A 19,513-nucleotide genomic window follows, 5' to 3' on the forward strand; every position below is an offset into this window, starting at 1 on the left:
GTAAGAAGATTATGGAAAAGCTTGCATACCGATTTCAGGGCGGCAGCCGCGCGCTGCCGCAACAGGCAGAACTCGTGGGCGTGGTCGGCTCCGGCAACCTCGAGGTGCTGATCGAATCGAGCCCGCTGGGCGGGGACTGCGCGATCGAGGTGAACACCGCGGCGCTGGGATTCGGCGCCACCTGGGAAGCCGTCATGCGCGACTTCCAGGAGCGCTGGCAGCTGAAGGACGCGCGCATCGCGATCAACGACATGGGCGCGACGCCGGCCGTCGTCAGCCTGCGCCTCGACCAGGCGGTCGAGACGATGCTGGGGGGGCCGGCATGAGCAGCTACCTGGAGTTGTCGGCGCGCGAGCGCCTGGCGCAGCTGTTCGACGCCGGGAGCTTCGTGGAGTTCCTGCCTCCAAAGGCGCGCGTCATCAGCCCGCACCTGGCCCAGCTCGACGCACCGGTTGCCTTCGACGATGGCGTGGCCGTGGGCCGCGCGCGCCTGGATGGCCAGACTGTCTTTGCCGCCGCCCAGGAAGGCGGCTTCATGGGCGGCGCGGTCGGCGAGGTACACGGCGCCAAGCTGGTCGGCCTGCTGCGGCGCGCTGTCGCCGAAAAACCCACGGCGGTCGTGCTGCTGCTCGAATCCGGCGGCGTGCGCCTGCACGAAGCAAATGCGGGCCTGGTGGCGGTCTCGGAAGTGATGCGCGCCGTGCTCGATGCAAGGAATGCCGGGGTGCCGGTGATCGCACTGATCGGCGGCGCGAACGGCTGCTTCGGCGGCATGGGCATCGTGGCACGCTGCACGAATGCCGTCATCATGTCGGAGGAAGCGCGGCTGGCGATGTCGGGACCGGAAGTCATCGAGACCGCGGCCGGCGTCGAGGAATTCGACTCGCGCGACCGGGCCCTGGTCTGGCGCACCACCGGCGGCAAGCACCGCTACCTGCTGGGCGACTGCCAGGAACTGGTGGCCGACAGCGTGCCCGCCTTCCGCGCCGCGGCACTGGCGACACTCAAGCGCCTGCGCGACCAGGAAACGGCGCTGACGCTGGCCGCGCTCGAAGCCGAGCAGGCCATGCTGGCGCAGCGCCTCGAACGCTTCGGCGGCCTGGAAGAGCCGATGCAGGTCTGGGCCGCGCTCGGCGTCGCCGAGCCGCGCGGCCTGCCGCTGCTGGAGGCCGGGCCTTTCGTGGAACAAGTTGCCGGCTGGCGGATTGGAGCGAACTGATGGACTGGAATACAATCACGCGCGCCCTGTTCCCGGCAGGGCACGATATCGTCGAACACGAGCTGTTCCTGAGCGGGACGGCCCGGGTCGGGGAGAAGACGGTGGCCGTCGTCGGCACCACCGGCCACGCGCCGATCGGGGTCGAGATCGCGCTGCTGCAGGCGCGCTTCATCCTGCAAACGGTGCGCGAACATCCGGGGCGGCCGATCCTGATCCTGGTCGACACCGTCGGCCAGCGCCTGCGCCACCGCGACGAGATGTTGGGCATCAACAGCTACATGGCCCACCTCGGCAAATGCGTGGAACTGGCGCGCCGGCAGGGGCATCCGGTGCTCGGCCTGGTGTACGACCAGGCCCTGTCCGGCGGCTTCATTACCAGCGGCCTGATGGCCGACGCCTGCTATGCGCTGCCGGATTCGACCATCCGCGTGATGGGCCTGCCGGCGATGGCGCGCATCACCAAGGTGCCCGAGGAGCGGCTGACGGAACTCGCCGTGAGCAACCCGGTCTTCGCGCCGGGACCGGAGAACTACCTGCGCATGGGCGGCGTCCAGGAAATCTGGAAGGGCGACCTGGCCGCGCAGTTGGAAGCGGCCCTGGCAGGCGCTACACCGCAAGACGAGCGCGCGGCCCTGGGCCTGGCGCGCGGCGGACGCAAGTCCGCGCAGCCGGTGATCGAAGCCATCGTGGCGGGGCGCGATGCACTCGCGTCATGAACTGGTCTGGCTGACGTCGCAGGGTTGGAAGGAGGCAGCCGCCTCGGTGCGCCCCGGCGACCTGGGTTCGCTCGCGCTGTGGGAACGCCAGGGCTGGCCGGCCGTCGTGCGACGGCGCGACGTCGGCGCGCCCGGACACGTGGTCTCGCTCGGGATCGCGCTGCCGCCGTCGGGCGCCGATGCGCCGAAGGAGCGCATCGGCCTGCGCGTCGATGCGGCGCACGTCCAGCGGCGGTTGCCTGCGCTCGGGCTGATTGAGGCGATGGCGGCCGCGCCCGCGGCCTGGCGCGCCGGTCTCGCTGCCCTGGCCGGCGCCGGCGCCGGCCTCACACTGCGCGCCTACGGCTCGCTCGCGCTACAGGCCATGACCGGCCTGCCTTACCTGACGCCCGCCTCCGACATCGACCTGCTGCTGGCGCCAGTCAGCCGCGCCGACCTCGATGCCGGAATCGCCCTGCTGTCGCGCTACGCGGACACGCTGCCGCTCGATGGCGAAGTCGTGTTCCCCGGCGGCGCGGCGGTGGCCTGGAAGGAGTGGCGCGACGCCGGCCCGCGCGCGCGCGTGCTGGTGAAAACCGTCGACGCGGTGCGCCTGGCCGAGCGCGCCGCGCTGCTTGCCATGCTGGCGGAGCGATGAACCTCGCCGCTGCCGCCCGCAGGGCTTTTGTTTCGCCGCATCCGCCCGTCGTACCGGGCGAAACGCTGCACCGGGAGCTCGCGCGCCTGGCGCTGCACTGCCTGTACGCCGAGCTGACCCTGTACCCGAAACCGGGCCTGGTCTCGCTGGTCGACAACGGCAGCCACACCGACATGAACGCCGCCACCTTCATGCGCAGCCTGTTCGCGCTGCGCCATTATTTTGCGCGCATCAGCCGGGCCGGCGCGGCAGGCGCGCCCTTCGCCGAATTGAAACGCCTCGGCATCGAGGCCGAAGCGCGCATGCTACGCGCGACCGCCGGCATCAATACCCACCGCGGCGCCATCTTCTGCCTCGGCCTCCTGTGCGCGGCCATCGGCCGGGCGCGCGCCCAGGGCATCGCCCTCACGCCGGCGAGCCTGCGCGCGGTCCTGCTGCTGCGCTGGGGCGAAGCGCTGGCGGCGCATACGGTACCGGGCGCGCAGCAGTCGAATGGCCTGCGCATGGCCGACCTGCACGGCGCCGGTGGTGCACGCGAGGAAGCGGCGCTCGGACTGCCCTCGGTGTTCGAGACCGGCCTGCCGGCGCTGCGCGCGGCGCTGGCCGCCGGACGCGGCATGCGGCACGCCCGCGTCGACGCCCTGTTCGCGCTGATGGCGCGCGTCGAAGACACCAACGTGTTGCACCGGGGCGGCGCGGCCGGCGCGGAGACGGTGCGCGAACACGCACAGGCCTTCCTCGACGCCGGGGCGACGGCCGATCCGCACTGGCAGGCCCGGGCACTCGACTGCCACCGCCTGTTCGTCGCCGAAGGCCTGTCGCCCGGCGGCGCGGCCGACCTGCTGGCCGCCACCTGCCTGGTGCACGCGGCGACGACGGGCGCCCTGCCATGAGCGCGCGCTTGTTGATCCTGTGTCCGGGCCAGGGCGGCCAGCATGCCGGCATGTACGACCTGGCGCGCGGCGATCCGGCAGGCGCCGCCTTGCTCGACGCCTGCGCGCCCGCGCTGGATGCTGCAACCCTGTTCGAGAACCAGGCCGCGCAGCCGGCCATCGTGGCCGCCACGCTCGCGACCTGGGAAGCCTTGCGCCCACACCTGCCCGCGCCCTCGCTCGCGGCCGGCTACAGCATCGGCGAACTGGCGGCGCATGGCATCGCCGGCGCCTTGCCTGCGCAGGATGCCGTCGCATTGGCACGCGTACGCGCAGCGGGCATGGACCACGCCGCCGCCCGCCATCCCGACCAGACGATGGCCGCCATCGGCGCGATTGCGCTTGCGCGGGCGCGCGAACTGGCGCAGGCGGCCGGTTTTCACATCGCCATCGTCAACGGGGAAGATACCTGCGTCGCCGGCGGGCCGGGTACGGGCTATGCGGCCCTTGCCGCCGCCTGCGAAGCGGCCGGCGGGCGCGTCCAGCAGCTACCGGTGGCGGTCGCCTCGCATACGCCGCTGATGGCGGCGGCCGTGCAGCCTTTCGCCGCGGCCCTCGGCGCGGCCCCGTTCGGCGCGTGGCGCTGCCCGGTGCTGTCGGGGATCTCGGGTGCGCGCATCGGCACCCGCGAGGCGGCGATCGAACACCTGTCGCGCCAGCTGGCGGAAACGATCGAATGGCGCGCCTGCATGGACGCGGCCGTCGAGAGCGGGATCACCGTGGCGCTCGAACTGGGGCCCGGCGCGGCGCTGGCGCGCATGTTCCAGGGGCGTCACCCGCAGGTGGCCTGCCGCTCGGTGGCCGAGTTCCGCAGCCTCGCGGGAGTCGTGGCCTGGGTCGAACGCCAGTTCGACGCATGAACATCGATCGCATGTAAAGGGAGCTTGACATCCCGGAAAACGCTGCCTACCATGTAAAGCATACTTTACATGGGAGCGCATCATGCACGAAAAACGTATCGCGAGAATCTACTACCGCGAGCTGTTCGCCGCGCTCGTGCTGTACACCATCCTCCTGACCGCAGCGATCAGGTTCGGCCGGCCGATGCCGGACGGCGTCCTGCGCACCGCCATCCTGGCCAGCCCGATGATCGGTTTCGGCGCCGCCATCTGGGCCATCGCGCGCCAGGTGCAGCGCGCCGACGAATACATCCGCATGCGCCTGCTGGAAAACATTGCGCTGGCCGCCGCCATCACGGCCGGCCTGACCTTTACGTACGGCTTCCTCGAGACGGCCGGCTTTCCGAAGCTGCCGATGTTTACCGTCTGGTGCGTGCTGTGCCTGTCGCTGGGCGTGGTGCAGCTGACCCGCAAACTACTCGGCCGATGAACAACCATATTCGCGAACTGCGCGCCGAACATGGCTGGAGCCAGGCCCACCTGGCCGAGCTGTTATCCGTGTCGCGCCAGACCGTGATCGCCATCGAAACCGGCCGCTACGACCCCAGCCTGCCGCTTGCCTTTGCGATATCCCGACTGTTCCAGCAACCGATCGAAGCCATCTTCAACCCTGACCAGGAGCCAGCATGAAAGCGTCTCTGTTGTTCGCACTTCTCGTAGCCGGCGCAGTCCCGGCATTCGCCGCCGACGCGGCGCCGGCTGCGCCGAACCGCTTCGCCGCATCGATCGCACCCGCCGAGCGCTTCGAGGTGCAGGGCATGCTGGTCGAGCGCCACGGCAGCGGCCCGCAGCCGATGATCCTGATCCCGGGCCTGTCCACCGGCGGCTGGGTGTGGCAGGACACGGTGCGCGAGTTCGCAGGCAGCCACACGGTGTATGTCGTCACCCTGCCCGGTTTCGACGGCCGTCCGGCGGTCGAGGGCAACCCCTTCGATGCGGCGAAGGGCGCGCTGAAGGAGTTGATCGCTGCGCGCCGCCTCGTGAAGCCCGTGCTGGTCGGGCACAGCCTGGGCGGCATGCTGGCGATCGCGCTGGCCGAGGAACTGCCTGCGCAAATCGGCGGCGCGGCCAGCATCGACGGCCTGCCCGTGATGCCGCGTACCGAGGACATGCCCCCGGAACAGCGCGCCCCCATGGCCGAATCGATGCGCCAGCGGATGGCGGCAAGCACCCCTGCCGCCTTCGCCGACCAGCAGCGGCAATACATGCGTGCGATCGGCACGACCGACATGGGCAAGGCCGACGACCTCGCCCGGCTCACCAGCCGCAGCGACCCGGCCGCGGTGGGCGCTTACGTGGGCGCGGTGCTGGCCCTCGACCTGCGTCCGGGCCTCGCGAAGATCGAGGCCCCGGTGCTCGTGCTCTCGCCCTTCTACGGCCCGGACAGCGCCGCCCTCGGCGGCATATCTTCCGCCGACAAGCTGGCGTATTATCGGGAACTGATGACCGGCACCTTGAGGCTGGACGTCGCGCCGGTCGACAACGCGCGCCACTTCGCCATGATCGACCAGCCCGGCGCCGTGCACGATGCACTGCGCCGTTTCATGAAAACCCTCTGAAGGAGATCTCATGCCGTCCACCTTCCACTGGATCATCCAGTACCTGATCGCCGTCGTGACCATGACCGCGCTGCTGCTGGCGGTCGACATGATGGGGGGCGAGAGCTTCGTGCGCGCCCTGCTCTCGGCCCTGGCCTGGTCCGCCATCGCTTCGGCGCTGTTCATCGGCACCCGCTACCGCAACATGAAGCGCAACATCGCCTGCCGCGTCTGCGACACGCTCGACCGTAAGTAGGTTCCGCGATCCTCCTTGATGGCCCCCGCGCCAGTACGCTTCCCCGGAAGCGATACTGGCGTGTTATTCACCGTGCATGTGTCAAGACAATAAGATACCTCTTGACAATCATTATCAAGAGAATATTCTTGTAGGCACCAATGTGAACGATGTGTGTCCTCAGGCATGCACGATTTGCCCGGTAGTTCGTTTTACTCATCTTGGAGGATGAATATGTCGTTGAAGACAGGGCCGATCCTGGCTCGTAGAACCCTGCTGGGCGCGATCGCGTCCAGCCCCCTGTGGCTTGGCACTGCCTGGGCCGCGTCGCAGTCGATGAAAATCTCGCACCAGTTCCCCGGCGGCAGCGTCATGGAAGGCGACTTCCGCGACCGCCTGTGCCGCATGTTCGCCGCCGACGTCGAAAAGCGTACCCGCGGCAGCCTGAAGTTCTCGATCTACCCGGACGCCGCCCTGATGGCCCCGAACGCCCAGTTCGGCGCGCTGAAGAAGGGCAGCCTCGATCTCGCCCTGGTGCCGCTGTCGTATGCCGCGGCGGAAGCGCCGGAGACGAATATCGGCCTGATGCCGGGCCTGGTCACTTCCTACGCGCAGGGCTACGGCTGGAAGAACGCGGAAGTGGGCAAGGAGCTGACCCGCATTCTGGCCGACCAGGGCCTGGTCGTGATCAGCTGGATCTGGCAGGCCGGCGGCGTCGCCGCGCGCGGCACGCCCATCGTGTCGCCGGAAGACACGCGCGGCCTGAAGGTGCGCGGCGGCTCGCGCGAAATGGACCTGATCCTGCAGGAAGCGGGAGCGACCATCGTCAACGTGCCCTCGAACGACATCCATGCCGCAATGAAGAGCGGCGCGCTGGACGCGGCCTTTACTTCCTCGACGTCGCTGATGTCGTTCCGCCTGCAGGACGTTTCGCGTTCGCTCACCACGGCGCGCAGCGGCGCCTACTGGTTCATGCTCGAGCCGCTGCTGATGTCGAAGACCGTGTTCGACCGCCTGCACAAGGACCAGCAGGCCGCCATCATGGCGGTCGGCGCCGACCTCGAAAAATTCGCGCTGCGCATGGCCCAGGGCGACGACACGGCGGTGGCGAACGTGTACGCGCACAACGGTGCGCGCGTGGTCGACATGGATGGCGAGGCGCTCAAAAAGTGGCAGGAGATGGCACGCACCACCGCCTGGGCGGACTTCAGCACGCGCAGCGACAACTGCGCGAAGCTGATGGCGCTGGCGGAAAAGGCTATCGTTTCGATGTAAGGAGCCCGGGCGGCCGCGCCGCCCGGATTTACCTCCCTGGCAGGCGGGATTTATCCGCCGGTCACAGGCGGGAAGAACGCCACTTCCCCGCCCTCTTCCACGACCGTCTCCGGTCCGCACATCACGTGATTGAACGCCATGCGCAGGGCGCGCTCGTGGCCGAGGGCCGTCGCCCAGCTACCGCCGCGCTCGACCAGGTGTTCGCGCACGCCGCCCACCGTCGTCACGCCCGCGGGCAGGGTTATGCGTTCGCTGGCGAGGCCGAGGGCTTCGCGCACGGACGCGAAAAATCGCAGTTCGATATGCATGGTATCAGTGTTGGAGTTCGGCGAAGGGGATGAAGCGCACGATATCGCCTTCGTTGATCGTGCGTCCGGGCGGATTGTCGATCAGGCCATCGCCCCAGACGGTCGAGGTCAGCACACCCGAGCCCTGGTTCGGGAACAGGTCGAGGCCCCCGCCGGCATTCACGCGCGCGCGCAGGAATTCATTGCGGCGGTCGCCTTTCGGCAGCGTGAAATCGGCGCGCAACTGCCAGGCGCGCGGTTCGACGTTTCCCGTCACGCCCTGCAGGCGGAGCAGGAAGGGCCGCACGAACAGCAGGAAGGTAATAAAGCTCGATACCGGATTGCCGGGCAGGCCCAGGAAGAACGCGCTGCCGCCCTCCGCATCACCGCTCCCCGCATCACCGCTCCGTTTACGCACTTCGCCGAACGCCAGCGGTTTGCCCGGCTTGACTGCGATCTGCCACATGTTCAGCTGGCCCTCGGCCTCGACCGCCGGCTTGATATGGTCTTCCTCGCCGACCGACACGCCGCCCGAGGTGATGATCAGGTCGTGCTCGCGCGCCGCCGCGCGCAGCGTGGCGCGCGTCGCGTCCAGCGTGTCGGGCACGATGCCGAAATCGGTGATGGCGCAGCCGAAGTTCTCCAGCAGCGCGCGCAGCGTAAAGCGGTTGGAGTTGTAGATCGCGCCCGGGGCGAGCACGCCGCCCGGCGCTTCGCCCGGCATCGTCAGCTCGTCGCCGGTGAAGAACACGGCCACGCGCAGGCGCCGCCGCACCGGCAGGCTGGCCAGGCCCACCGAGGCGGCCAGGCCCAGCTCCTGGCTGCGCAGGCGCGTGCCCGCTGCCAGGATGGTGGCGCCGGCCTGGATGTCTTCGCCCGTGCGCCGGATCCATTCGCCGCTTTTCGGCGTGTGGCGAATCGTCACCACGTCGCCCGCCGCATTGCTCCCCACCTCGCACTGCTCCTGCATCACGACCGCGTCCGCCCCCGCCGGGATCATCGCGCCGGTGAAAATGCGCGCCGCCGTGCCGGGCGCCAGAGGCTCGCCCACCTGGCCGGCCGGGATGCGCTGGGCCACGCGCAGCGTCGCGCCGCCATTCACGCAGTCGAGCGCGCGCACGGCGTAGCCATCCATCGAGGTGTTGTCGGCCGAAGGCACGGCAATCGTCGATGCCTGGTCCTCGGCCAGCACGCGGCCGTTGGCTTCCAGGGTCGCGACCTGCTCGATGTCCTGGACCGGCCGTGCGCTCGCGAGCAGCGTATCGAGCGCTTCGCGCACCGACAGCATCGGCCGAGGCGCTGCTTTCTCGGGAGCGCTCATCGTCACAGCCCCGTATGTGCGGCGATGAAGGTTTTCATTTCGTCGACGTTTGGACGCATCAGCACGAATTTCTGCGGCAGCGACTCGATGTCCTCGAAACCGGCCGGGCGCTCGGCGTCCGTGCCCAGTGCTTCGAGGATGGTTTCGTTGAATTTCGCGGCCAGCGCAGTCTCGAGCACGATCATCGGCACGCCGGGCGCCATGTGTTCGCGCGCCACCTTGATGCCGTCCGCCGTGTGGGTGTCGATCACGATGCCGTAATCGTCGGCCACCATGCGGATGGTCTCGAGGCGGTCTTCGTGGGTCGACTTGCCCGACACGAAGCCGTAAGCGGCCACACGCCTGAATTCGTCGCCATCGGCACCCGGGCCGCCCGAGAGGTCGAAGCCGCCGTGGGTGTCGACCTTGCGGAACAAGGCGTGGGTGCGTTCGCTGTCGCGCCCGACCAGGTCGAAGATGAAGCGCTCGAAGTTCGAGGCCTTCGAGATGTCCATCGACGGGCTGCTGGTGTGGAAGGTCTCGGCGGACTTGCGCACGCGATACACGCCGGTGCGGAAGAATTCGTCGAGCACGTCGTTTTCGTTGGTCGCGACGACCAGCTTGTCGATCGGCAGGCCCATCATCCGCGCGATGTGGCCGGCGCAGATATTCCCGAAATTCCCGGAAGGGACGGTGAAGGACACCGTCTGCGCGTTGTTCGTGGTCGCCGCGAGGTAGCCGCGGAAGTAGTACACGACCTGGGCCACGACGCGCGCCCAGTTGATCGAGTTGACCGTGCCGATCTTGTGGCGCGCCTTGAAGGACAGGTCGTTGGAAACCGCTTTCACCAGGTCCTGGCAGTCGTCGAACACGCCATCGACGGCGATGTTGAAGATGTTCGGGTCCTGCAGGCTGAACATCTGGGCCGTCTGGAAGGGGCTCATCTTCCCGCTCGGCGAGAGCATGAACACGCGCACGCCGCGTTTGCCGCGCATCGCGTATTCGGCGGCGCTGCCGGTGTCGCCGGAGGTGGCGCCGAAAATGTTCAGCTCATCCTCGTTCTTCGCCAGCGCGTATTCGAACAGGTTACCCAGCAACTGCATCGCCATGTCCTTGAAGGCCAGGGTCGGGCCGTTCGACAGCGCCTGCAGGATCAATGTGCGTCCGCCCGCTTCTTCCAGGGTGCGCAGCGGCGTGATCTCGCTCGCGCGCTCCTCGGCACGGGCGTTGCGGTAGACCTCGGCCGTGTAGGTCTTGCTCGTCAAGGCCTTCAGGTCGGCATCCGGAATATCGGTCGCGAATTTGCGCAGGATCTCGTAGGCCAGTTCGGCGTAGGACAGCTTGCGCCAGGCGTCGAGTTCCTCGCTGCTGACGCGCGGGTATTCGGCCGGCATGAACAGTCCGCCGTCGGGGGCCAGGCCGCCAAGGAGGATGGATGAGAAGGTTTCGGGATTGCGGGAAGCGGACGCGCTGGTCGCGCGGGTAGACACATATTGCATGTTTGGATGTTCCGGTTGGGCAGGCGTTGACCTTTTATTATAGTGCGCGCCGGAGAATCCTGTGCAAGGAGGGTTTTGGGGGGCGGCGCTTCGCGGCCACACCACCGTAACGCGTGGGCATGCCCACCCTACGGTGCACCACCGTCTCGATTCCTTCGTGGGCCGTCGCGTAACGTAGGGTGGGCATGCCCACGCGTACGTGCCAATGAAAACCCGGCCGCCGATTCGCATCGGCGGCGCGGGAAGCCCACCGGTCAGTACCTGCCAACGACTACCCGGGCGCCGGCGAAGATTGCGGGCGTCGGAACACCGCCGATCAGCAAGCCGCGTGGTTAACGGTCACCACATGTATCGCCAGCCCACCCAGCGAAGTCTCCTTGTACTTCACCTGCATATCCGCCCCCGTCTGGCGCATCGTCTCGATGGCGTTATCCAGGCTGACGAAGTGGGTGCCGTCGCCCTTCAGCGCCAGCGAAGCCGCCGTGATCGCCTTGATCGCGCCCATGCCGTTGCGCTCGATGCAGGGGATCTGCACCAGGCCGCCGATCGGGTCGCAGGTCATGCCGAGGTGGTGTTCGATGCCGATTTCGGCCGCGTTCTCGATCCGCTCGTTCGAGCCGCCGAGCGCCGCCACCAGGCCTGCCGCCGCCATCGCGCAGGCCACGCCGACTTCGCCCTGGCAGCCGACTTCGGCGCCCGAGATCGAGGCGTTGCGCTTGCAGAGCATGCCGATCGCGGCGGAAGTCAGCAGGAAGTCGCGGATGCCTTTTACGGCATCCGTCGGACGGCAGTCTTCGGCGTAGTAGCGCACCACCGCCGGGATGATGCCGGCTGCGCCATTGGTCGGCGCCGTCACGACGCGTCCGCCGGCGGCATTTTCTTCGTTCACCGCCATCGCATACAGCGTGACCTGGTGGGTCGAGTCGTGCGGCAGTTCGTTCACCCGTTTGCCTTCGACGCAGTGCGCCTGCTTCCACAGCGTGGCGGCCCGCCGCTTGACGTTCAGGCCGCCCGGCAGCTGGCCGTTCGTCACCAGGCCGTGCGCGATACAATCGCCCATCACGGCCCAGATGCGGTCCAGGCCCGCGTCCAGCTCCGCTTCGCTCATGCGTACCAGCTCGTTCGCGCGCAGCATGTGCGGGATCGACAGTCCGTGCTCGCGGCCCTGGGCCAGCAGCTCGGCCATCGTCGCGAACGGGAACGGCACCGACACCGCGCCCGGCTCAGGGGCGCGCTGGGTTTCGCCGGCGGCCGTGATGAAGCCGCCGCCGACCGAATAGAAAATCCGTTCGATGGCGCTGCCGTCGCGCAGCTGCAGCACGAAGCGCATGCCGTTCGGGTGTTCGGGCAGGGACGAGGTCTTGTGCCAGACCAGGTTCGACTTCATCGAGAACGGCACCTCTTGCGTGCCGAGCAAGCGCAGCACGCCGTCGAGTTCGGCCTCGGCCAGCTTGTCGTCGACCGTATCGGGATCGATATCCTGGGGCGTCTCGCCCATCAGGCCGAGGATGACCGCCTTGTCGGTCGCGTGGCCGACGCCGGTCAGCGCCAGCGACCCGTATAAATGGGCCTCGACGCCGGCTGCGTCATCGAGCGGCCCGCACTCGAGCAGGAAGCGGCGCGCCGCTACCATCGGTCCCACGGTGTGGGAGCTCGATGGGCCGATACCGATCTTGAATAAATCGAAAACGCTCATGTCCATCTTGGTTTGTCTCTTTAATTTTTATTATTTTATTGATTCAGGCGGTGGCGCCGACGTCGATATTCTCGAGCATGCTGGCCACCATCTCCTCGATGCCGACCCGGGCCTTCCAGCCCCAGTCGCTCGTCGCGCGGCTGTCGTCCAGGCTCTTCGGCCAGGTATCGGCAATCGCCTGGCGGCTGTCCGGTTGATACGCGATCTCGAAAGCCGGTACCGCCTTGCGAATGGCGACCGCCAGTTCGCGCGGGTTGAAGGACACGCCGGCAACGTTATAGGAAGAGCGGATCACGACCTTGTCGGCGGGCGCATCCATCAGTTCGATGGTAGCGCGGATCGCATCCGGCATGTAGATCATCGGCAGCGTGGTTTCCGGGCCGAGGAAGCATTCGTAGGTCTCGCCCTTCAGGGCCGCGTGGAAGATCGCGATCGCGTAGTCGGTGGTGCCGCCGCCCGGAGGCGATTTGAAACTGATGATGCCAGGGTAGCGGATGCTGCGCACGTCGACGCCATACTTGGTGTGGTAGTACTCGCAGAGGCGCTCGCCGGCCAGTTTGCTGATGCCGTAGATCGTGGTCGGGTCCATCACCGTGTACTGGGGCGTGTTCTCGCTCGGCGTGTTCGGGCCGAAGGCGGCGATCGACGAAGGCCAGAAGACCTTCAAAGGCTTCCCCGCTTCCAGGCGTTCGCGCGCGACTTCGAGGATGTTCAGCAGGCCGTCCATGTTCAGGGTCCAGGCTTTGAGCGGCGCCTGTTCGCCGGTGGCGGACAGCAGCGCGGCCAGCTGGTAGACCTGGGTCACGCCCTCTTCCTCGACCAGCGACATCAGGCGTGCCTTGTCCAGCACGTCGAGCTGGGCGTAGCGCGCCGCGCCGTAGACGTTGCGGGCGCCGATGTCGGTGGCAAGGACGTTGGCGGCGCCGTGTTGTGCGGCCAGTGCGGACACCAGTTCGCTGCCGATCTGACCGTTGGCGCCGATGACGAGGATGCGTTCCATGTAGATTCCTAGACTAAGCTGAATTAAATATTCTTGAGGATGCCGAGCTCGCGGCCGGCCTGCTCGAAGCCCTTGAGCACGGTGTCGAGCTGCTCTCGGGTATGCGCCGCCGACAGCTGCACGCGCACGCGCGCCTGCCCCATCGGCACCACCGGATAGAAGAAGCCCGACAGCAGCACGCCCAGTTCGAACATGCGCGCCGCGAATTTCTGCGCCACCGGCGCGTCGAACAGCATCACCGGCACCACCGGGTGGGTCCCCGGCTTGATGGTGAAGCCGATGCGCTCGATCTCCTTGCGGAAGTAAGCGGTGTTTTCCATCAGGCGGTCGCGCAGTTCTGTCGACTTCGAAATGCGGTCGAGTACCGAAATCGAGGCGCCCGCGATCATCGGGGCCAGCGTGTTCGAGAACAGGTAAGGACGCGACTTCTGGCGCAGGGTCTCGATGACTTCCTTGCGGCCCGACGTAAAACCGCCCATTGCGCCGCCCAGGGCCTTGCCCAGGGTGCCGGTGATGATGTCGATCTTGCCCACGACGCCGCAGTGTTCGTGCGTGCCGCGGCCGGTCGCGCCGAGGAAGCCCGAGGCGTGCGATTCGTCGATCAGGGTCAGCGCGCCGTACTTGTCGGCCAGCTCTACGATCTTGTCCAGTTGCGCGATCGTGCCGTCCATCGAGAAGGCGCCGTCGGTGACGATCACCTTGTGGCGCTTGCCGGCGGCGGTCGCGGCCTGCAGCTGGACTTCGAGATCGGCCATGTCGTTGTTGGCATAGCGGTAGCGCGCGGCCTTGCAGAGACGGATGCCGTCGATGAGCGAAGCGTGGTTCAGCGCGTCCGAGATGATCGCGTCGTTTTCGTCGAACAGGGGCTCGAACACGCCGCCGTTGGCATCGAAGGCCGCGGCGTACAGGATCGTGTCTTCGGTGCCGAGGAATTCGGACAGTTTGCGTTCGAGTTCCTTGTGCACGGTTTGCGTGCCGCAAATGAAGCGCACCGAAGACAGGCCGTAGCCGTATTTTTTCAGGGCTTCTTCGGCCGCCTTCTGGGTTTCCATGTCGCCCGACAGGCCGAGGTAGTTGTTGGCGCACATATTGATCAGGGTGCGCCCGTCTTCGGACTGCACCTCGGCGCCCTGGCGCGAGGCGAGCACGCGCTCCGGCTTGAACAGGCCCTGGTCGCGCAGGGTGGACAGGTTCTGTTGCAGGCCGCTGTAGAACGCGTTCTTCGCTTGCTCGCTCATCTGGTTTCCTCGTCTGTGATGCCGGCTTGACCGGCGGTTGGACTATGCTGTACCGTTCTTCGAGCGTCGCACATATTTACTGCGTCGCCGTGTTTTCGGTATCTCGAACTGAAATTCAATATAATGAATATTACGCCGACCTGTTGAACTTGGCAAGGACCGGCCTTCCACCAAATTAGCACTGCCTGATTAGAGCTGTCTCCCACATGAAAACCCTGGTCCCGACCAACAACGCCCCGCCCGAAGTCGGCGCCACCCTGCAGCGCCTGCGCCTGGCGCGCGGCCTGACCCTGGAGGACCTGTCGCGCATCGCCGGCGTGTCGAAGTCGATGCTGTCGCAGATCGAGCGCGAAAAAGCGAATCCTACCATTGCGATTACCTGGCGTCTCGCGAACGCGCTCGGCGTGCAGATCGGCGAATTGCTATCCTCCGAAACGCGCGAGGTCGAGGCGATCCGGGTGCTCGACGCGCACGAGACGCCCACCCTGCCCGGCACCCATGCCGGCTATACGTTGCGTATCCTGGGGCCGATGGAGCTCGCGGGCCAGTACGAGTGGTACGAATTGACGCTGGCGCCCGGGGGCGAACTGGCCTCGCAGGCGCACGATCCGGGGACCAAGGAGCACATGACGGTGATTAACGGGACGCTCGAAGTCGAAGTCGGGACTTCGAAGCGCAAGGTGAAGGCCGGCGGGACGGCGCGCTACCCGGCGGACCAGGATCACGTGGTGAGGAACGTGGGGAAGACGGAGGCGAAGGCCTTGCTGGTGGTGGTGCATAGATAGTGCACGACCGAGTGTTAAAACATTTGTTTTTCGTATGCAGACAAATGTTTTGGTCCGCAAGCGGAATGCCGGCCTTGTACGCGTGGGCATGCCCACCCTACGGTGCGCCACGGTCTCGATGAGAACCTGTAGCCGTGGTGTAACGTATGGGGTCATTGAGGCCAATGGCCTCAATGACGGGTTCACCGGGCATGCCCACGCGTTACGGCGCATGATCAGCGTTTCACCAAAACGCAGCTACCACCGGAAACGCATGAAATCGGGCAGTCGAATCACGCGATCCGACTGGCCCGTCTGCATCCCTGGTCAGGCGGCCGAAAGGCCGCCTGTGCCGTTTACATCTTCAAGGCCTTCGTCAGGAAGCCCCAACGATCCGCCACTTCCTCGATCTGCTTCGCGGTCGGCTTGCCCGCGCCATGCCCGGCCTTGGTGTCGATCCGGATGATGATCGGGTTGCAGCCCGCCTGCGCGGCCTGCGCCGTGGCGGCGAACTTGAAGCTGTGCGCCGGCACCACGCGGTCGTCGTGGTCGGCCGTGGTGATCATCGTCGCTGGATAGGCGGTACCGGGCTTCAGGTTGTGCAGCGGCGAATACTTCACCAGCGCCTTGAACTCGTCGGCGTTATCGGCCGAGCCGTAATCCGAAGTCCAGGCCCAGCCGATCGTGAACTTGTGGAAGCGCAGCATGTCCATCACGCCCACCATCGGGATCGCCGCGCCGAACAGGTCGGGACGCTGGGTCATCGCCGCGCCCACCAGCAGGCCGCCATTGCTGCCGCCGCCGATCGCCAGCTTCGACGGCTGGGTCACCTTGTTCGCCACCAGCCACTCGGCTGCGCCGATGAAGTCGTCGAAGACGTTCTGCTTTTGCAGTTTGGTGCCGGCCTGGTGCCAGGATTCGCCGTACTCGCCGCCGCCGCGCAGGTTGGCGATGACGTACACGCCGCCCATTTCCATCCAGGCCAGGTTGGCCGGCGAGAAGCCCGGCGTCATCGAGATGTTGAAACCGCCGTAACCGTATAAATAGGTCGGGTTGTTGCCGTCGAGCTTGAGGCCCTTCTTCGACACGATGAACATCGGCACCCTGGTGCCGTCGCGGCTGGTGAAGAACTGCTGGCGCGTCTCGTAGGCGTTCGGGTCGAAGTCGACCTTCGGCTGGCGGAACACGCTGGTCTTGCCGCTCTTCATGTCGAGGCGGTAGATCGTCGTCGGCGTGGTGAAGCCGGTGAAGGAGAAGAAGGTCTCCGTGTCGCCGCGCTTGCCCGTGAAGCCCGACACCGAACCGATGCCCGGGAGCGCGATCTCGCGCACCAGTTTCCCGTTCAGGTCATTGACGCGCACGACGCTGCGCGCATCCTTCAGGTATTCAAGGACCAGGCGCTTGCCGACGATGTGGGCATTCGACAGCGTGTCCTTCGATTCGGCGACGATCTCTTTCCAGTTGCTTTCCGCCGGCCTGGTCACGTCGATGGCGACGATGCGCTGGCGCGGGGCCTTGCTGTCGGTGCTGAAATAGAAGGTCGAGCCGACGTTGTCGATGAAGTCCCAGGCGGCGTCGAAGTTGTCGATCAGCGGCACGACTTTCGAATCGGGCTTGCTCAAATCCTTGATGAAGACGCGGTATTTATGCGCCGTACCCTTGGTCGCGGTGATCAGCAGGTATCTGCCGTCGTCCGTGGTATGGGCGCCGAAGCCCCATTCCTTTTCGTCCGGGCGGTCGTAGACGAGGACGTCCGCGCTTTGCGGGGTGCCGATCTTGTGGAAGTACAGTTTCTGGAAGTAGTTCACCGCAGCAAGTTTCGTCGCTTCGGTCGGTTCGTCGTAACGGCTGTAGAAGAAGCCCTTGCCGTCTTTCGTCCACGCGGTGGCCGAGAACTTCACCCATCTGATGTGGTCGTCGAGGTCCTTGCCGGTCTCGATGTCGCGCACCTTCCACTCGTTCCAGTCCGAGCCGGAGGCAGCCGTGCCGTAGGCCAGCAGTTTGCCGTCCGGGCTGACTTCGACGCCGGACAGCGCGACCGTGCCGTCGGCCGCCAGCGTGTTCGGGTCGAGCAGCATGCGCGGCGTGTCGTTCAGGTTTTTCATCGTGTACAGCACCGACTGGTTCTGCAGGCCGTCGTTGCGGCTGTAGAAGTAGCGGCCGCCCTCTTTCGACGGCACCGAATAGCGCTCGTAGTTCCACAGTTTCGTCAGGCGCTGGCGGATCGCTTCGCGCTGCGGGATCTGGCCCAGGTAAGCCTGAGTGACGGCGTTCTCGGCGTCGACCCATTGTTTGGTCTGCGCGCTGTTGGCGTCTTCCAGCCAGCGGTAGGGATCGGCCACGCTGGTGCCGTGGTAATCGTCGATCTGCGCGCTCTTCGCCGTGACCGGGTAGGTCAGCGCGGAGCCCGCCGGGCAGGCGGCCGGATCGGCTGCGTGCGAGGTGCCGAACACCGTCATCAGGGCGAGGGCAAGGCTTGCGTGTCTCATCTGAACATTCATGTGGATATTCTTCTCGGAACGTTGGAGGGCGGAATGTGCCGAGAGGAATCATAGCGCGAAACCCGGCGGGAAGCGACCGGGCATTGCAGCCCGTACGTACAGGTAGCGCGGAGTGACTGACGGCCGGTGATCGCTACGTTGGCTGCGGTGTACCGTAGGGTGGGTATGCCCACGCGGTTCACCGGTGGATTCAACGCGGCCCGCCATGACGGCCCGGACGGACGAATCGCGGTCGTTAGCGAGGGCGACCGTCATCAATGATCGACCGCCGCACCGCGTGGGCACAAGTGCCCACCCTACGACAGGCCGACGATTCGATAGGATTTATGGCGCAGCCCGCCGCGCCAGCACCTCGCGGTGACTCAGCTGCCACTTGTGCGACAGGTCCAGCGCCCAGCCGATCTCGGCGGGACTGAGGCGGCGCGCGACGATCGTCTTGTTGACGTTGGCCGCGCTGTCGCCGCCCTCGGCCGCAAGCAGCATCCACATGTAGGCGCGTACCGGGTCGCGCGCCACGCCGAGCCCGCTGCCGTACATGCCGCCCAGGTTGTACTGGGCCAGCGCATGGCCCTGCTCGGCTGCCTGCTCGTACCAGTGGACGGCCTGGGTGTCGTCCTGGGGCAGGCCCTGGCCGCTGGCGTACATGACGCCCAGGTTGTTCTGGGCGCTGGCGTCGCCCTGTTCCGCGGCGAGCCGGTACCAGTAGGCGGCGCGCGCCTCGTCCTTGTCGACGCCCTGGCCGTTGGCGTAGATGACGCCGAGGTTGAACTGGGCGTTCGGCGCGCCCTGCTCGGCCGCGCGCCGGTACCAGTCGAAGGCGCGGGCCGGGTCGCGGTCGGTGCCGCGGCCGTGGGCGTACATATTCGCCAGGTTGTACTGGGCCGCCATGTGGCCGCCGCTCGCGGCCTTCGTGTACCACTCGAGGGCGCGCGCCTCGTCCCGCTCGACGCCTTTGCCGTTGACGCACATGGTGGCGAACAGGAACTGGGCTTCGCGGTCGCCATGTTCGGCCGCCCGCTGCAGCCAGGCGCAGGCGCGCCGCGCGTCCGGGCGCACGCCCTGCCCTTCAGCGTAGGCGATGCCGAGTTCGCGCTGGGCGCTGCGGTCGCCGGCGGCGGCGGCCTTGCGGAACCAGTACAGGGCCTGGCTGGCGCTGGCCTCGACGCCCTGCCCGCGCTGGTACATCAGGCCCAGGTTCAGCTGCGCCGCGGCCTCGCCCTGCAGCGCCGCCTTGCGGAACCAGGCCATCGCCAGCGGGTAATTGATGGCGGCCCCGACGCCGTTCAGGTAGCACTCGCCTAGCTGGTTCTGGGCGCCGGCCATGCCCTGCTCGGCGGCGCGGTAATACCAGGACAGGGCGCGCTCGGGGTCGATCGCCATGCCGCGCCCCTGGCGGAACATGTGGCCGAGGTTTTGCTGGGCCGAGGCGTCGCCCTGCTCGGCGGCGCGGCGGAACCAGCGCGCGGCCTCGAGGTCGCAGCGTTCGACGCCGCGCCCGTGGTAGTACATGGCGCCCAGATGGTTCTGGGCGAAGGCCAGGCCCTGGGCGGCGGCCATGCGCAGCCAGCGCACGGCGCAGGCATCGTCGCGCTCGACGCCGTTGCCCTTCTTGTACATCAGGCCGAGGTTGAACTGGGCATAGGCATTGCCGCGCTCGGCGGCGTCGCGGAACCACTGATAGGTCTGGTGGCTCTCGTTGTGGAGCTTCTGGTTCATTGGGTTCCCCGCTGGAGTCGACGTCCGCCGCCTTCGAATGGCACCCGATCAAGTCAGGCGG

The 19,513-nt window shown here is 67.0% G+C and carries 20 protein-coding genes; 12 read left to right on the forward strand and 8 right to left on the reverse strand.

Going from position 1 to position 19,513, the window contains the following annotated elements; all coding sequences use genetic code 11:
• The first annotated feature begins 11 nt into the window (after nucleotides 1–11).
• The 11 genes from mdcC to dctP all read left to right on the forward strand — a co-directional run bounded on the left by mdcC (nucleotide 12) and on the right by dctP (nucleotide 7,451).
• Nucleotides 12–326 carry a malonate decarboxylase acyl carrier protein gene (gene mdcC, locus AC1MEM_RS16760; protein ID WP_499472343.1) on the forward strand — a complete coding sequence of 105 codons (315 nt, stop codon included), beginning with the start codon at nucleotides 12–14 and terminating at the stop codon, nucleotides 324–326.
• Nucleotides 323–1,219: a biotin-independent malonate decarboxylase subunit beta gene (locus tag AC1MEM_RS16765; protein WP_499472345.1), complete on the forward strand. Its 897-nt coding sequence runs from the start codon at nucleotides 323–325 to the stop codon at nucleotides 1,217–1,219. Before mdcC ends, AC1MEM_RS16765 begins: the two co-directional genes overlap by 4 nt.
• On the forward strand, nucleotides 1,219–1,935 hold the full coding sequence (locus AC1MEM_RS16770) for a biotin-independent malonate decarboxylase subunit gamma (RefSeq protein WP_499472347.1): 717 nt from the start codon (nucleotides 1,219–1,221) through the stop codon (nucleotides 1,933–1,935). The genes AC1MEM_RS16765 and AC1MEM_RS16770 overlap by 1 nt, the downstream gene beginning before the upstream one ends.
• On the forward strand, nucleotides 1,919–2,572 hold the full coding sequence (mdcG, locus tag AC1MEM_RS16775; RefSeq protein WP_499472349.1) for a malonate decarboxylase holo-[acyl-carrier-protein] synthase: 654 nt from the start codon (nucleotides 1,919–1,921) through the stop codon (nucleotides 2,570–2,572). Before AC1MEM_RS16770 ends, mdcG begins: the two co-directional genes overlap by 17 nt.
• Complete coding sequence (gene mdcB / locus AC1MEM_RS16780; protein ID WP_499472351.1) at nucleotides 2,569–3,465, forward strand: triphosphoribosyl-dephospho-CoA synthase MdcB; 897 nt, start codon at nucleotides 2,569–2,571, stop codon at nucleotides 3,463–3,465. The genes mdcG and mdcB overlap by 4 nt, the downstream gene beginning before the upstream one ends.
• Nucleotides 3,462–4,364 (forward strand): acyltransferase domain-containing protein, encoded by a 903-nt coding sequence (locus tag AC1MEM_RS16785; protein ID WP_499472353.1) that lies wholly within the window; start codon nucleotides 3,462–3,464, stop codon nucleotides 4,362–4,364. Before mdcB ends, AC1MEM_RS16785 begins: the two co-directional genes overlap by 4 nt.
• Nucleotides 4,365–4,446: 82 nt before the next feature.
• Nucleotides 4,447–4,833 (forward strand): hypothetical protein, encoded by a 387-nt coding sequence (locus AC1MEM_RS16790; protein WP_499472355.1) that lies wholly within the window; start codon nucleotides 4,447–4,449, stop codon nucleotides 4,831–4,833.
• Nucleotides 4,830–5,033: a helix-turn-helix transcriptional regulator gene (locus AC1MEM_RS16795; protein ID WP_499472357.1), complete on the forward strand. Its 204-nt coding sequence runs from the start codon at nucleotides 4,830–4,832 to the stop codon at nucleotides 5,031–5,033. Before AC1MEM_RS16790 ends, AC1MEM_RS16795 begins: the two co-directional genes overlap by 4 nt.
• Nucleotides 5,030–5,962: an alpha/beta fold hydrolase gene (locus tag AC1MEM_RS16800; protein WP_499472359.1), complete on the forward strand. Its 933-nt coding sequence runs from the start codon at nucleotides 5,030–5,032 to the stop codon at nucleotides 5,960–5,962. The genes AC1MEM_RS16795 and AC1MEM_RS16800 overlap by 4 nt, the downstream gene beginning before the upstream one ends.
• 10 nt (nucleotides 5,963–5,972) lie before the next feature.
• Nucleotides 5,973–6,197, forward strand: coding sequence for a hypothetical protein (locus AC1MEM_RS16805; protein ID WP_499472361.1), 225 nt, complete (start codon nucleotides 5,973–5,975; stop codon nucleotides 6,195–6,197).
• Nucleotides 6,198–6,410: 213 nt separating this feature from the next.
• On the forward strand, nucleotides 6,411–7,451 hold the full coding sequence (dctP, locus tag AC1MEM_RS16810) for a TRAP transporter substrate-binding protein DctP (RefSeq protein ID WP_499472363.1): 1,041 nt from the start codon (nucleotides 6,411–6,413) through the stop codon (nucleotides 7,449–7,451).
• Between the two features lie 50 nt (nucleotides 7,452–7,501).
• On the opposite strand, the gene moaD is transcribed toward dctP, so the two are convergent.
• The 6 genes from moaD to kbl all read right to left on the reverse strand — a co-directional run bounded on the left by moaD (nucleotide 7,502) and on the right by kbl (nucleotide 14,471).
• Nucleotides 7,502–7,759: a molybdopterin converting factor subunit 1 gene (gene moaD, locus AC1MEM_RS16815; protein WP_499472365.1), complete on the reverse strand. Its 258-nt coding sequence runs from the start codon at nucleotides 7,757–7,759 to the stop codon at nucleotides 7,502–7,504.
• 4 nt (nucleotides 7,760–7,763) lie between these two features.
• Nucleotides 7,764–9,026, reverse strand: coding sequence for a molybdopterin molybdotransferase MoeA (locus tag AC1MEM_RS16820; RefSeq protein ID WP_499477669.1), 1,263 nt, complete (start codon nucleotides 9,024–9,026; stop codon nucleotides 7,764–7,766).
• A gap of 35 nt (nucleotides 9,027–9,061) precedes the next feature.
• Complete coding sequence (thrC, locus tag AC1MEM_RS16825) at nucleotides 9,062–10,537, reverse strand: threonine synthase (protein ID WP_499472367.1); 1,476 nt, start codon at nucleotides 10,535–10,537, stop codon at nucleotides 9,062–9,064.
• 316 nt (nucleotides 10,538–10,853) lie between these two features.
• Nucleotides 10,854–12,239, reverse strand: coding sequence for an L-serine ammonia-lyase (locus AC1MEM_RS16830; RefSeq protein ID WP_499472369.1), 1,386 nt, complete (start codon nucleotides 12,237–12,239; stop codon nucleotides 10,854–10,856).
• A 37-nt stretch (nucleotides 12,240–12,276) separates the two neighbouring features.
• Nucleotides 12,277–13,233: an NAD-dependent epimerase/dehydratase family protein gene (locus AC1MEM_RS16835; protein WP_499472371.1), complete on the reverse strand. Its 957-nt coding sequence runs from the start codon at nucleotides 13,231–13,233 to the stop codon at nucleotides 12,277–12,279.
• Nucleotides 13,234–13,256: 23 nt separating this feature from the next.
• Nucleotides 13,257–14,471, reverse strand: a complete 1,215-nt coding sequence (gene kbl / locus AC1MEM_RS16840) for a glycine C-acetyltransferase (protein ID WP_499472373.1) — start codon at nucleotides 14,469–14,471, stop codon at nucleotides 13,257–13,259.
• A 206-nt stretch (nucleotides 14,472–14,677) separates the two neighbouring features.
• On the opposite strand from kbl, the gene AC1MEM_RS16845 reads away from it, so the two are divergent.
• Entirely contained in the window at nucleotides 14,678–15,256 is a 579-nt protein-coding gene (locus tag AC1MEM_RS16845; RefSeq protein WP_499472375.1) for a helix-turn-helix domain-containing protein, read from the forward strand.
• Between the two features lie 335 nt (nucleotides 15,257–15,591).
• Here AC1MEM_RS16845 and AC1MEM_RS16850 read toward each other — a convergent pair whose 3' ends face one another.
• Both AC1MEM_RS16850 and AC1MEM_RS16855 read right to left on the reverse strand, forming a co-directional pair.
• Complete coding sequence (locus tag AC1MEM_RS16850; RefSeq protein ID WP_499472377.1) at nucleotides 15,592–17,724, reverse strand: prolyl oligopeptidase family serine peptidase; 2,133 nt, start codon at nucleotides 17,722–17,724, stop codon at nucleotides 15,592–15,594.
• 336 nt (nucleotides 17,725–18,060) lie between these two features.
• A complete protein-coding gene (locus tag AC1MEM_RS16855; RefSeq protein WP_499472379.1) occupies nucleotides 18,061–19,452 on the reverse strand; it encodes a tetratricopeptide repeat protein in 1,392 nt (463 codons plus the stop codon).
• Nucleotides 19,453–19,513: the final 61 nt, after the last annotated feature.

The organism is Telluria sp. AIW5 (genome assembly GCF_056680575.1).

Bases quoted from the DNA above. Each gene is read 5' to 3' on its own strand.
- AC1MEM_RS16820 (WP_499477669.1), bottom strand. From the start codon at position 9,026: ATGCTGTCGGTGCGCGAAGCGCTCGATACGCTGCTCGCGAGCGCACGG.
- dctP (WP_499472363.1), top strand. From the start codon at position 6,411: ATGTCGTTGAAGACAGGGCCGATCCTGGCTCGTAGAACCCTGCTGGGC.
- AC1MEM_RS16795 (WP_499472357.1), top strand. From the start codon at position 4,830: ATGAACAACCATATTCGCGAACTGCGCGCCGAACATGGCTGGAGCCAG.
- AC1MEM_RS16835 (WP_499472371.1), bottom strand. From the start codon at position 13,233: ATGGAACGCATCCTCGTCATCGGCGCCAACGGTCAGATCGGCAGCGAA.
- AC1MEM_RS16785 (WP_499472353.1), top strand. From the start codon at position 3,462: ATGAGCGCGCGCTTGTTGATCCTGTGTCCGGGCCAGGGCGGCCAGCAT.
- thrC (WP_499472367.1), bottom strand. From the start codon at position 10,537: ATGCAATATGTGTCTACCCGCGCGACCAGCGCGTCCGCTTCCCGCAAT.
- AC1MEM_RS16800 (WP_499472359.1), top strand. From the start codon at position 5,030: ATGAAAGCGTCTCTGTTGTTCGCACTTCTCGTAGCCGGCGCAGTCCCG.
- moaD (WP_499472365.1), bottom strand. From the start codon at position 7,759: ATGCATATCGAACTGCGATTTTTCGCGTCCGTGCGCGAAGCCCTCGGC.
- AC1MEM_RS16765 (WP_499472345.1), top strand. From the start codon at position 323: ATGAGCAGCTACCTGGAGTTGTCGGCGCGCGAGCGCCTGGCGCAGCTG.
- AC1MEM_RS16770 (WP_499472347.1), top strand. From the start codon at position 1,219: ATGGACTGGAATACAATCACGCGCGCCCTGTTCCCGGCAGGGCACGAT.
- AC1MEM_RS16790 (WP_499472355.1), top strand. From the start codon at position 4,447: ATGCACGAAAAACGTATCGCGAGAATCTACTACCGCGAGCTGTTCGCC.
- AC1MEM_RS16855 (WP_499472379.1), bottom strand. From the start codon at position 19,452: ATGAACCAGAAGCTCCACAACGAGAGCCACCAGACCTATCAGTGGTTC.
- AC1MEM_RS16805 (WP_499472361.1), top strand. From the start codon at position 5,973: ATGCCGTCCACCTTCCACTGGATCATCCAGTACCTGATCGCCGTCGTG.
- AC1MEM_RS16850 (WP_499472377.1), bottom strand. From the start codon at position 17,724: ATGAGACACGCAAGCCTTGCCCTCGCCCTGATGACGGTGTTCGGCACC.
- mdcB (WP_499472351.1), top strand. From the start codon at position 2,569: ATGAACCTCGCCGCTGCCGCCCGCAGGGCTTTTGTTTCGCCGCATCCG.
- AC1MEM_RS16845 (WP_499472375.1), top strand. From the start codon at position 14,678: ATGAAAACCCTGGTCCCGACCAACAACGCCCCGCCCGAAGTCGGCGCC.
- kbl (WP_499472373.1), bottom strand. From the start codon at position 14,471: ATGAGCGAGCAAGCGAAGAACGCGTTCTACAGCGGCCTGCAACAGAAC.
- mdcG (WP_499472349.1), top strand. From the start codon at position 1,919: ATGCACTCGCGTCATGAACTGGTCTGGCTGACGTCGCAGGGTTGGAAG.
- mdcC (WP_499472343.1), top strand. From the start codon at position 12: ATGGAAAAGCTTGCATACCGATTTCAGGGCGGCAGCCGCGCGCTGCCG.
- AC1MEM_RS16830 (WP_499472369.1), bottom strand. From the start codon at position 12,239: ATGGACATGAGCGTTTTCGATTTATTCAAGATCGGTATCGGCCCATCG.